We start from the raw sequence: 11,404 nt of genomic DNA, 5'->3' as shown, positions 1-11,404 counted from the left end.
GGCCCGGGCGGGCGTAGTACCAGCCCTGGGCGGTGTCGCAGCCCAGTATCCGCAGTTGCTCGGCCTGCGCGTAGCACGGGGGAGGTCTCCTGCGCGGGGCGGACGAAGAATGGGGGCGGTGCACGGGGGACTGCACCTGCTTTCTTCCGCGGCCGGCCGGCGGGGGCGTGACCCGCGTGCGGCCCGTGGATGTGGGGCTGCTGAAGGGCAGACGCTGCGCCCGGGGCCGGACACCAGACGGGACCGGGGATGAGCACCACTCCCGGTCCCGCCCGTCCGCGCTGTTCGGCGAACGTTCTTCTCGACTGCCCCGGCGGTCCTACCGCTTGGCCGCCTTGCGCGTGGCGCGCAGCCACTCCCTGTTCATGCCGGTGATGGACACCAGCGGGATGCCCTTCGGGCAGGCGGTCGCGCACTCTCCCGCGAGGGTGCAGCCGCCGAAGCCCTCCGCGTCCATCTGGGCGACCATGTCCAGCACCCGGGTCTCCCGCTCGGGCGCACCCTGCGGCAGCACGTTGAGGTGATTGACCTTGGCGGACGTGAACAGCATGGCCGCGCCGTTGGGGCAGGCGGCCACGCAGGCTCCGCACCCGATGCACTCGGCGTGCTCGAACGCGAAGTCGGCGTCGGGCTTGGGCACCGGCGTGGCGTGCGCCTCGGGGGCGGCGCCGGTCGGGGCGGTGACGTAGCCGCCGGCCTGGATGATCCGGTCGAACGCCGACCGGTCGACCACCAGGTCCTTGATCACCGGGAAGGCGGCGGCCCGCCACGGTTCGACGTCGATGGTGTCGCCGTCGTGGAAGGACCGCATGTGCAGTTGGCAGGCGGTGGTGCGTTCGGGGCCGTGCGCGTCGCCGTTGATGACGAGCGAACAGGCGCCGCAGATGCCCTCACGGCAGTCGTGGTCGAAGGCGACCGGGTCCTCACCGCGCAGGATGAGGTCCTCGTTGAGGGTGTCGAGCATCTCCAGGAAGGACATGGCGGGCGAGATGCCGTCCACCTCGTAGGTGGACATGGCGCCGTCGGCGTCGGCGGCGCGCTGCCGCCACACGCGCAGGGTGAGCTTCATGCGTAGCTCCGCTGGGTGGGATGGACGTACTCGAAGACCAGGTCTTCCTTGTGCAGGACGGGGGCCGCGCCGGTCCCGGTGAACTCCCAGGCGGCCGCGTAGGCGAACGCGTCGTCCCGGCGGGCGGCCTCGCCGTCGGGCGTCTGGGACTCCTCGCGGAAGTGGCCGCCGCAGGACTCGGCGCGGTGCAGCGCGTCGAGGCACATCAGCTCGGCGAGCTCCAGGTAGTCGACGATCCGGTTGGCCTTCTCCAGGGACTGGTTGAACTCCTCGCCGACGCCCGGGACCCTGACGCGCCGCCAGAACTCCTCGCGGATCTGCGGGATGCGCTCCAGCGCCTTGCGCAGACCGGACTCCGTGCGGGCCATTCCGCACCACTCCCACATCAGTTCGCCCAGTTCGCGGTGGAAGGAGTCGGGGGTGCGGTCGCCGTCGACGGACAGCAGCAGGTTGAGCCGGTCCTGGGTCTCGGCCAGCACCTCCTGGACGACGGGGTGTCCCTCGTCCACCGCGCCGTGGTGCGGGTTGCGGGCGAGGTAGTCGTTGATGGTCGCCGGCAGGACGAAGTAGCCGTCGGCCAGTCCCTGCATCAGCGCGGACGCGCCGAGCCGGTTGGCGCCGTGGTCGGAGAAGTTGGCCTCGCCGATCGCGAACAGGCCGGGGACGGTGGTCTGCAGGTCGTAGTCGACCCACAGCCCGCCCATCGTGTAGTGCACGGCCGGGTAGATCCGCATCGGGACCCGGTACGGATCCTCGTCGGTGATCCGCTGGTACATGTCGAAGAGGTTGCCGTACTTCGCCTCGACGGCCTTGCGGCCCATGCGCTCGACGGCGTCGGCGAAGTCGAGGTAGACGCCCTGCCCGCCGGGCCCGACGCCCCTGCCCTCGTCGCAGACGTTCTTCGCGGCGCGCGAGGCGATGTCGCGGGGGACCAGGTTGCCGAAGGAGGGGTAGATGCGCTCCAGGTAGTAGTCGCGCTCGTCCTCGGGGATCTCGTTCGCGGGCCGCGTGTCGCCCTTGGCCCGGGGCACCCAGATGCGGCCGTCGTTGCGCAGCGACTCGCTCATCAGCGTCAGCTTGGCCTGGTGGTCGCCGCTGCGCGGGATGCAGGTGGGGTGGATCTGGGTGAAGCAGGGGTTGGCGAAGCAGGCTCCGCGCCGGTGCGCCCGCCAGATCGCGGTGGCGTTGGAGTTCATCGCGTTGGTCGACAGGTAGAACACGTTCCCGTAACCGCCGCTGGCGAGGACGACGGCGTCCGCGAAATAGGCAGCGATCTCCCCGGTGATCAGGTCCCGGGCCACGATCCCGCGCGCCCGCCCGTCGACGACGATCAGGTCGAGCATCTCGGTGCGCGGGTGCATCTCGACGTTCCCGGCGGCGATCTGCCGGCTGAGGGCCTGGTAGGCGCCGAGCAGCAGTTGCTGGCCCGTCTGACCGCGGGCGTAGAAGGTCCGCGAGACCTGGACCCCGCCGAAGGAGCGGGTGTCGAGCAGACCGCCGTACTCGCGGGCGAAGGGCACGCCCTGTGCCACGCACTGGTCGATGATCTCGACCGAGATCTGCGCGAGCCGGTGCACGTTGGACTCGCGTGCCCGGAAGTCGCCGCCCTTGACGGTGTCGTAGAAGAGGCGGTGGACCGAGTCCCCGTCGTTGCGGTAGTTCTTGGCCGCGTTGATGCCGCCCTGCGCGGCGATGGAGTGGGCGCGGCGCGGGGAGTCCTGGTAGCAGAACTGGACGACGTGGTAGCCCTGTTCGGCGAGCGTGGCGCCCGCGGAGCCGCCGGCCAGGCCGGTGCCGACGACGATCACGGTGTGCTTGCGCCGGTTGGCGGGGTTGACCAGCCGGGCCTCGAAGCGGCGCTTGTCCCAGCGTTCGGCGATCGGTCCCGCGGGCGCCTTGGCGTCGACGAGGGGCTCGCCGGTCGTGTAGTCGGTGAAGTCGGTCATTCAGCTCACCACTCCGGTCATGACGGCCACGGGAACGGCGATGAAGCCGGCCGTGAGCAGTAGTGCGAGGACGTCGGCCGTCGTCTTCAGGGCGCGGTCGCGGCTGCGGCTGCCGGCGCCGAGGGTCTGGGCGGCGCTCCAGAAGCCGTGCCGCACGTGCAGGCCGAGCGCGAGCATGGCCACGATGTACACGACGTCGCCGTACCAGGTGGAGAAGGTGTCCACGACGTTCTGGTACGGGTGGCCCTCCTGGAAGCCTCCGCTGTGCACGGTGCCGGTCGTCAGGTCGAGGAGGTGCCAGACGATGAACAGGGCGAGGATGATCCCGCCCCAGCGCATGGTGCGCGTGGCGTAGCTCGCCCGGGGCTTGCGGTGCACGTACTTGGTGGGACGGGCCCTCAGGTCGCGGCGGCTGAGCTGGTAGGCGCAGACGGCGTGCGCGACGACCGCGACGACCAGCACGACCCGGATCAGCCACAGCGTCCACCCGTAGTGCATGAACGGCTCGCCGACCGTGCGCAGCCAGTGCGCGTAGTGGTCGAACTCGCCCGGCCCGAAGAAGATCTTCAGGTTCCCGATCATGTGGACGACCAGGTACAGCAGCATGATCAGACCGCTGACGGCCATCACGGACTTCTTGCCGACGGAGGAGTCCCACACGGTGCGTGCCATGGACGGTCGTCGGTCCGTCCGCGTTGCCAGAGCCATGTCTCCAGACGCTAGGGCCGGCGCCCCTCATCGGTCCAAGACATGGTCCGGCTCGTTTCCATAGCGTGCGCCTATCATGGCGGGATGCAGTTCCAGCAGCTCCAGTACTTCGTGGCGGTCGCCGAGACCCGGCACTTCACCCGGGCCGCCGAGCTGGTGCACGTCGCACAGCCGTCGCTGTCGCAGCAGATCAAGGCGCTGGAGCGGGAGTTGGGCGCCGATCTCTTCCAGCGCGCGCGGGGCAACATCACGCTCACCGACGCCGGTGAGGCGCTGCTGCCGCTGGCCCGGCGGATCCTGGCCGACACCGAGACCGCGCGGTACGAGGTGCAGGAACTGGTGCAGCTGCGCAGCGGCCGGGTGCGGCTGGGGGCCACGCCGAGCCTGTGCACGGGCCTGCTGCCGGACGTGCTGCGCGCCTTCCACGACCGCTACCCGGGCATCCGGCTGCTGATCGAGGAGGGCGGTTCGCACGACCTCGTCCGGGGGCTGGCCCGCGGCGCCCTCGACCTCGCCCTGGTCGTCCTGCCCCTGCCGACCCCGTCCCCGGCGCTGACGACGGTGGAGCTGCTGCGCGAGGACCTGGTCGTGGTGTCCTCGCCGGAGGCCGCCAAGCCGGGGGCGGAGCGGCGGACGGTCCGGATCGCCGACCTGGAGCGCGAGCGTCTGGTGATGTTCCGGCACGGCTACGACCTGCGGGAACTCACGGTGGCCGCGTGCCGGGCCGAGGGCTTCGAGCCCGACTTCGCGGTCGAGGGCGGGGAGATGGACGCGGTGCTGGGATTCGTGCGGGCCGGCCTCGGGGTGGCCGTCGTCCCCCGGATGGTGGCCGCCCGCTCGGGCCGGGGACTGCGCGTCACCCCGCTCGCCCGGCCCGGTCTGCACCGCACGATCGCCCTGGCCCACCGCAGCGACGTGGCGCCGCCCCGCGCGGCCCGGGAGCTGCAGCGGATGCTGCTGGAGCGGTGAACGACGTCCGGCCGGAGTCAGCCCCGCAGGGCAGGCTCGAACGCCTCCTCGCACCACCGGCGAAAGCCCGTGGGCGTGGTGTCGGGGGTGCTGGGCTGGGCCGCGCCGGAGAAACCCTGGGTGTTCCGGGCGTCCGTCATGTCGGCCACGGCCTGCGCCCAGGCCTCGGTCGCGCCCTGGCGGATCATCATCGCGGGCTGACCTTACTCCGCCCCGGGCGGCACGGGGGTCGCCTGGTGGTAGTACATCCGCCAGCCCGTCTCCTCGCTCCGCCTGCGCCAGAGCGAGCTGCGGCGGGCGCGCCGGCCGCCGGAGTCCGTCTCGTAGGTGAGATGGACCAGGCCGGGGGCCAGCACGACGCCCTCGATGGACGAAGGCTCGTAGCGGGGGCCGTCCGGCGAGCCGCCCGGGTGGTCGGGCAGCCAGGCCAGCATGTCCGCGTACGTGTAGCGGCGGCCCGAGGAGCCCACCTCCACGAACTCGGGGTCGAGCAAGGGCTCGAACCGGGCCCGGCTGGCGCGCACGGCGGGGTCCATCAGGGCCAGCTCGCCGGCTACCGCCTCGTTCACGTCGTCGTCCGCGTATGTCATCCGCCCATCGTCGCGGACGGCCCGCGCGCTCCCGCGACCGAGGTGTCCGCTCATCCCGTGGCGTCGACCAGGGCCAGTTCGTGCAGCCGGTCCGGCGGGCCCGGGCGGGCGTAGTACCAGCCCTGGGCGGTGTCGCAGCCCAGTATCCGCAGCTGCTCGGCCTGCGCGCCGGTCTCCACGCCCTCCACCGTGACCGCGAGGTCCAGGCTGTGGGCGAGCGAGACGATCCCCTCGACGATCTTGAGGTCGACGGGGTCCGCCGGGAACTGCTGCATGCCCTGGGTGAAGGAACGGTCCAGCTTGAGCACGCTCACCGGGAGACGGCGCAGGTTGGCCAGGTTGGAGTAGCCGGTGCCGAAGTCGTCCAGCGCGATGTCGACGCCCATCTCGGCGAGCCGGCGCAGCGGCTTGAGCAGGTCGTCGTCGGCGCCGATCAACGCCGACTCCGTCACCTCCAGGCACAGGGCCTCCGGCCGGACGCCGGCGCGTTCCAGGATGTCGACGGTGTCCTGCACCAGGCCGGGATGGGTGAGCTGGCACGGGGAGAGGTTGACGTTGACGCGCAACGGGGCGGTGCCGCCGGTGCGCTCACGCCACGCGCCGGCCTGGCGGACGGACTCCTCCAGGACCCAGCGGCCCAGCGGGACGATCAGCCCGGTGCGCTCGGCGAGCGGGATGAACCGGTCCGGCCCGAGCACGCCGTGCTGGGGGTGCAGCCAGCGCACCAGGGCCTCGGCGCCGCGCACACTGCCGTCGCCGAGGTGGACCAGCGGCTGGTACTCGATGAAGAACTCACCGCGTTCCAGGGCCGCCGGCAGCGCCGTGGTCAGACCGTGCCGGGTGATCGCCCGGGCGTCCGCCTCCGGGTCGGCGAGCTCGAAGCGGTTGCCGCCCGCCGACTTGGCCCGGTACATGGTGATGTCGGCGCTGCGCAGCACCTCGGCCGCGCTGCGCTCCCCCGCCGGGCCCTCGACGATGCCGATGCTGCCGCGCACGGTCAGCTCCCGGCCGTCGATGCTCACCGGCGCGACCAGGACGTTCATGATGCGCGCGGCGAGTTCGTCGACCTCGTGGCGGGTGTCGGGGCCGGTGGTCAGCGCCACGAACTCGTCGCCCCCGAGGCGCGCGACCATCTCGCCGGGCGCGGTCGCGCAGGACTGCAACCGGTCGGCGACCTCGACGAGCAGCCGGTCGCCGGCCGCGTGGCCGAGGCTGTCGTTGATGGTCTTGAAGCCGTCCAGGTCGAGGTAGCACAGTCCGAAGCGCTTGCCCTCGCCGGCGGCCAGCACCTTCTCCAGGCGTTCGAAGAACAGCGTCCGGTTGGGCAGACCGGTGAGCGCGTCGTGGGTGGCCTCGTACCGCAGCCGGAGGTTGAGCAGCCGTCGCTCGGTGGTGTCCTCCATGAGGGCCAGCGTGTACTGCGGTTCGCCGTCGGCGTCCCGGAGCAGGGAGACCGTGAGATTGGTCCACAGGACCGTTCCGTCGGGCCGGCTGAACGCCTTCTCCGTGTGGTAGTGCTCGCGCTGGCCGCGGACGAGTTCGTCGTAGAGCCGCCAGGTCTGCGGCGCGTCCTCGGGATGCGTCAGATCCTGGACCCTGCGGTCCCGCAGGGTCCGCTCGGAACCGCCGAACATCCGCAGCAACGCCTCGTTGACCTGGAGGACGTTGCCGTCGAGGTCGGCGATGCCGATCCCTATCGCGGCGCCCTCGAAGACCGCGCGAAAGCGCGCCTCGCTCGCGTGCAGCGCCTGCGCGACGACGCCTTGGGCGCGCAACGCGGCCTGGGCGATGGCCTCCTGTTCGGCCAGCGTGCGCTCGCGCAGGGCCTGCGCGAAGCCGGCCGCCATGGCGTGCTGCAGCCGTGAGGCGCGGATGCGCAGGTCCTCCTGGGGGCCGTCCTCGCCGCAGTACAGCACCAGGTAGGCGTCGACGCAGTCGAGGGAACGGCTGAGCGCGTCGGGGTCCGTGCAGTGCGCGTCGACGAGGGCGGCGCCGACGTTCTTGCCGGCGTCGGCGTCGTAGCCCCGCTGCAGCAGCGCCTCGCGCAGCCGTCGCGCCAACGGCAGCAGCCGCTCCTCCAGTTCGGGCCGGGTCAGCGACGTCGAGGTCACCGGGAACACGGCCCGGCTCCAGATCGTCGCGAACCGCCGCAGTCTGTCCTCCGGCCCGTCCGGCTCCGCGGTCACGCCGTACGCCCCACGCCGGCGAAACCCGAGAGGGCCCAGGGGTCCTCGTCCTCCGGCGCCGTGTCCGGCCGCCAGCGCGGCATCGGCACCAGTCCCGGTTCCACCATGTCGTACCCCTCGAAGAACCGCCCGATCTCGTCCCGAGAGCGCATGATCAGCGGATTGCGAATGTCCTTGTACACCTCGACCGCGCCTTCGGCCTGCTCCGCCGGCATCGGGATTCCCTCGTACGAGGCATGCGTGAGCACGAGGAGGCTGCCGGGCGCGAGTGCCGCGCCGAGCTCGGCCACCGCCGCGTACGGGTCGTCGGCGTCCTCCACGAAGTGCAGGACGGCGACCAGCAGCAGCGCCACCGGCCGGTCCAGGTCGATCAGCCCGGCGACCTGCGGGCTGTGCAGGACCTCCTGCGGCTTGCGCAGGTCGGCCGCGACGACGCCGGCGTCGTCGTTGCCCGCCAGCACCGCCTCGCTGTGCGCCACCGCCACCGGGTCGTGGTCGACGTAGACCACGCGCGCTCCGGGGCTCGCCGCCTGGGCGACCTCGTGCGCGCTGCCGAAGGTGGGGATGCCGGAGCCGATGTCGAGGAACTGGGTGACGCCCTCGGCGACCGCGTAGCGCACGGCACGGCGCATGAACGCCCGGTTCGCCTGGCTGATCTTGGGAAGTCCGGGCAGGAACTCCATGGCCCTGCGCGCCGCCTCCCGGTCCACCTCGAAGTTGTGCGAGCCGCCCAGGTAGTAGTCGTAGATCCGCGAGACGCTCGGCACCGAGATGTCGATGCTCCGAGGTGCCCAGGCGGGACGCTCCATCTATCTCTCCAAGGCGTAGGCGATCCGGTGTTCGAGCTGAGGCTACTGATCGCCCGCCAAACGGGCGAGGGGAAACGGAAATTGACCGTCCGTTCCCGGTCACTGCCTGCGGCACGTGCCGAAATCGACGACCCGCCGTCAGGCTACGAAAAGTGCCCGAGGCGCTCCGGAGCGTCTCCGCAACGGCCCCGAGGGCGGCGAAAGTCTACGCACACGACACGGCGCCGGGACAAACACAGCGGTCCGCCCCCTCCGTGCGGCGCGGAGGGGGCGGACCTGCGGTCGTGCGCGAAGGGGCAGTCGCGGGGATCAGCCCTGGGGAGGTGATTCCTACTGCGCCGGCGCTCCGACCAGCTTTCCGTCGGGCGCGACGGCGTACCACGTGCCGCCCACGCCCTGGCCGTTGATGTCACCGGGGGCCTTGTCGCCGGCGAAGGTGTAGATCGGCGAGCAGTTGACCGTCTGCTGCTTGACGCCGTCACCGCGCGTGAAGCTCATCAGGCCCTTCTTCTGGACGCCCTTGGTGTCGTTGGCCTCGACCGGCGCGACGACCGGCCACTTCTGCAGGCACGCGCCGTTGCAGTTCGACACCGGCTTCGGCCACGCCTTGTCCTTCAGGAAGCGGTAGACCGTCATACCGTTCTTGTCGACGACGATCTCGCCGAGGTTGGGGTCCTTGCGGACGGACAGCCCCGCCAGGGCCGTGTCCGAGCCCGCCTTGGCCTTCTTGCCGTCGGGGGCCAGCGCGAACCACTTGTTGCCCACGCCCTGACCGCTGGTGTCGCCGGCGTTGGCGTCCTTCGCGTAGTAGTAGGCGGGCCAGCCGCCCACGGTGAGCTGCTTGGAGCCGTCGGAGCGGGTGATCTCGCCGAGCAGCGACTTGTCGATGCCGTCACCGGCGCTGACGTCGTCGGCGGACACCGGCGGCCAGGTGGTCGCGCAGTCGCCGTCGCAGTTCGACTTCGGCGGTTCGGCGGTGTCCGCGTCGAAGCGGTAGAGGGTCTTCCCCGCGCTGTCGGTCAGGATCTTGCCGAGTTCGCCGTTCGCGGAGATGGCCAGCTCGCCGGCGCTCGCCGCCTGCGCTCCGGTTCCGGTCCCCGCGCCGACGCCGCCACCGGGGGCGCTGGCGCTCGCACTGGCTCCCGCGGCGCCGTAACCGCTGCCGACGCCCGCGATGCCACCCGCCGGAGCCGTGGCTCCGACGTTCTGGCTCGACGCCGACGTGCCGCTTTCGGATCCGCACGCCGCCGTCAGCGCCAGCACGGCCACCGTGCCCGCCGCGAGTGAGGCGCTCCGCCAGGTGGTCTTCATCGTCAACAACTCCCCGATCGTCACAAGGGTGTTTCAGCGCCCTGCTGCGCCGCCGCACGGTCCTGAGTACGCACCGGGGCGGTGGTTGCGTTCAAACCCGGCGCGAATTTCTTTTCCGCCGGCCGGGGCGCGGACCGGGAAAGCCCCGGCGGGAGCCGCCCGGCGGCGGCCGCGCGGGCCGCCGCACCGGGACCCGCAGGCGTGCCGGTCGCACACGCGCCCGGTCGGCCGGATGCGCGAGCGCACCGGCCGGCAAACCCGCGAACCGGAACTTCCCCCGTTCGGGGCAATCCCCGCCGGGCATGGACACAGGGGAGCGCGCGAAGCCGCATGATCTCCGTCGTGCATGGACCCGAATCGACCCGATCCGTCCTTCTCACCAGGGCGTTGGCCCTGGTGACCGTGGCCTGGATCCTCGCGGCCGCGCCGGCCGGGGTGGCCACGGCCGACGCGTGCGCGTACGCCTCGACGGGCCCGGACGGCACCGAGGCGGTGGCGGTCGCGGGCGGCCACGGATGGCCGACGTCCCCCGTGTGCCCGCCGTCGAAGCCCACCCCGCCGCCCGAGCCGCCGCCGAAGCCACCGCCCGAGCCGACACCCACGCCCACGCCCACGCCGCCGCCCCCGAAACCGACGCCCTCCCCCACGCCCACTCCGAAGCCGCCCCCCGCACCCCGGCCGCCGGCGCCGAAACCACGCCCGAAACCGCCCCCGGCGCCCGCGCCTCCCCGGCCCGCGCCGCCCCCTCCCCGGCCCGCGCCCAGGGCCGCCCCGACGCCGTCACCGACCCCGACCCCGACCCCGAAGCCGGCGCCCCGGCCGGCCCCGCCCCCCTCCGCGCGCCCGGTGAGCTACCCGGCGTATCACTCCTCGCCCCACCAGCGGCCCGCCCGCGGTCACCAGTCGCCGGTCACCTACGTCCTGCTCATCACCGTCCCCGCGGTGATCGCCGTCGCCGCGCTGCGACCGCGCTAGCGCCCCTCCTGGAGGCATCCCTTGCCGGAATGGCTTGTTCTCACCCTCGCGATGCTCGCCGCCTGCGCGGTGGTGGTCGTCGTCACCCTCGTACGCCACCGGCGGGCGCCCGAGGACGAGGACCCCTCGGAGACCCCCGACGTCATCGAGTACATGACGATGTGGATCGGTGTGGTGTACGCCATCGTCCTCGGTCTGGCCATCGCGGGCGTCTGGGAGGCGCGCAGCGTCGCCCAGGACCAGGTCCAGGCGGAGGCCCAGGCGCTGCACGAGATCTCGGAGCGGGTGCGGGTCTATCCGCCGGATGTGCGTGACCGCATTCGGGCGGATGTCAACGCCTATGTCGGACACGTCGTCGACGTCGAGTGGCAGAAGATGGCCGACGACGGCGAGATGACCCCGCGCGGCGACGCGCTGCTGCAGAAGATCCGGGTGGACGTCACCGACTACCAGCCGACGTCCGACTTCCAGGCCCAGGCCTACCAACCGCTGCTCGACCAGATGGCCGCGGCCGACCAGGCGCGTCACGCCCGCGCCGACTCCACCGGGGCGACCATGCCGGGCGTGGTCTGGTTCGGGCTGCTGATCGGGGCCGTCGTCACCATCGGCATGGTCTTCGCGCTGCAGATCCGGCGCACGCCCCGCGAACTGGTCCTGGCCGGGCTGTTCTCGGCGCTGATCGCGTTCCTGCTCTTCCTGATCTGGGACTTCGACGCGCCCTACAGCCGAGGCGTCTCCGCGTCGGCGGAACCGTTCCTCAATCTGTTCCCCGGCATCGGGGGCTGAGGCCCGCGGGCCGGCGTCCGCCCGCCCGCGGGCCTCAGCGCCGGGGAGCGGCGGC

11 protein-coding genes are annotated in these 11,404 nt (G+C 72.2%); 3 read left to right on the top strand and 8 right to left on the bottom strand.

Annotation, left to right across the window (positions count from 1 at the left end; translation table 11 throughout):
• Nucleotides 1-319: 319 nt before the first annotated feature.
• From ACFVYK_RS36905 to ACFVYK_RS36895, 3 genes are read right to left on the bottom strand one after another with little or no spacing between them, the layout of a single operon-like run.
• Nucleotides 320-1,069, bottom strand: coding sequence for a succinate dehydrogenase/fumarate reductase iron-sulfur subunit (locus ACFVYK_RS36905; RefSeq protein WP_389781112.1), 750 nt, complete (start codon nt 1,067-1,069; stop codon nt 320-322).
• On the bottom strand, nt 1,066-3,015 hold the full coding sequence (locus ACFVYK_RS36900; RefSeq protein WP_389781111.1) for a fumarate reductase/succinate dehydrogenase flavoprotein subunit: 1,950 nt from the start codon (nt 3,013-3,015) through the stop codon (nt 1,066-1,068). Before ACFVYK_RS36900 ends, ACFVYK_RS36905 begins: the two co-directional genes overlap by 4 nt.
• Nucleotides 3,016-3,687 carry a succinate dehydrogenase gene (locus ACFVYK_RS36895; protein WP_389781110.1) on the bottom strand — a complete coding sequence of 224 codons (672 nt, stop codon included), beginning with the start codon at nt 3,685-3,687 and terminating at the stop codon, nt 3,016-3,018. It lies immediately after the preceding gene.
• A gap of 120 nt (nt 3,688-3,807) precedes the next feature.
• On the opposite strand from ACFVYK_RS36895, the gene ACFVYK_RS36890 reads away from it, so the two are divergent.
• Complete coding sequence (locus ACFVYK_RS36890; protein ID WP_389781109.1) at nt 3,808-4,692, top strand: LysR family transcriptional regulator; 885 nt, start codon at nt 3,808-3,810, stop codon at nt 4,690-4,692.
• A gap of 17 nt (nt 4,693-4,709) precedes the next feature.
• Here ACFVYK_RS36890 and ACFVYK_RS36885 read toward each other — a convergent pair whose 3' ends face one another.
• The 5 genes from ACFVYK_RS36885 to ACFVYK_RS36865 all read right to left on the bottom strand — a co-directional run bounded on the left by ACFVYK_RS36885 (nt 4,710) and on the right by ACFVYK_RS36865 (nt 9,588).
• Nucleotides 4,710-4,883, bottom strand: coding sequence for a hypothetical protein (locus ACFVYK_RS36885; RefSeq protein WP_389781108.1), 174 nt, complete (start codon nt 4,881-4,883; stop codon nt 4,710-4,712).
• A gap of 12 nt (nt 4,884-4,895) precedes the next feature.
• Nucleotides 4,896-5,282, bottom strand: coding sequence for a DUF4440 domain-containing protein (locus ACFVYK_RS36880; protein ID WP_389781107.1), 387 nt, complete (start codon nt 5,280-5,282; stop codon nt 4,896-4,898).
• A 50-nt stretch (nt 5,283-5,332) separates the two neighbouring features.
• Nucleotides 5,333-7,468, bottom strand: coding sequence for a putative bifunctional diguanylate cyclase/phosphodiesterase (locus tag ACFVYK_RS36875; RefSeq protein ID WP_389781106.1), 2,136 nt, complete (start codon nt 7,466-7,468; stop codon nt 5,333-5,335).
• Nucleotides 7,465-8,277 (bottom strand): SAM-dependent methyltransferase, encoded by an 813-nt coding sequence (locus tag ACFVYK_RS36870; RefSeq protein ID WP_389781105.1) that lies wholly within the window; start codon nt 8,275-8,277, stop codon nt 7,465-7,467. Before ACFVYK_RS36870 ends, ACFVYK_RS36875 begins: the two co-directional genes overlap by 4 nt.
• Before the next feature lie 330 nt (nt 8,278-8,607).
• On the bottom strand, nt 8,608-9,588 hold the full coding sequence (locus ACFVYK_RS36865) for an SCO0930 family lipoprotein (protein ID WP_389781104.1): 981 nt from the start codon (nt 9,586-9,588) through the stop codon (nt 8,608-8,610).
• 846 nt (nt 9,589-10,434) lie between these two features.
• On the opposite strand from ACFVYK_RS36865, the gene ACFVYK_RS36860 reads away from it, so the two are divergent.
• Nucleotides 10,435-10,563, top strand: a complete 129-nt coding sequence (locus ACFVYK_RS36860; RefSeq protein ID WP_389781103.1) for a hypothetical protein — start codon at nt 10,435-10,437, stop codon at nt 10,561-10,563.
• A 21-nt stretch (nt 10,564-10,584) separates the two neighbouring features.
• Entirely contained in the window at nt 10,585-11,349 is a 765-nt protein-coding gene (locus tag ACFVYK_RS36855) for a hypothetical protein (RefSeq protein ID WP_389781102.1), read from the top strand.
• The last annotated feature ends 55 nt before the right edge of the window (nt 11,350-11,404 follow it).

The organism is Streptomyces sp. NPDC058291 (assembly GCF_042880855.1).
Classification (GTDB): domain Bacteria; phylum Actinomycetota; class Actinomycetes; order Streptomycetales; family Streptomycetaceae; genus Streptomyces.
Note: the sequence above shows the minus strand (reverse complement) of the source record. Positions and strands in the feature narration are given on the sequence as shown.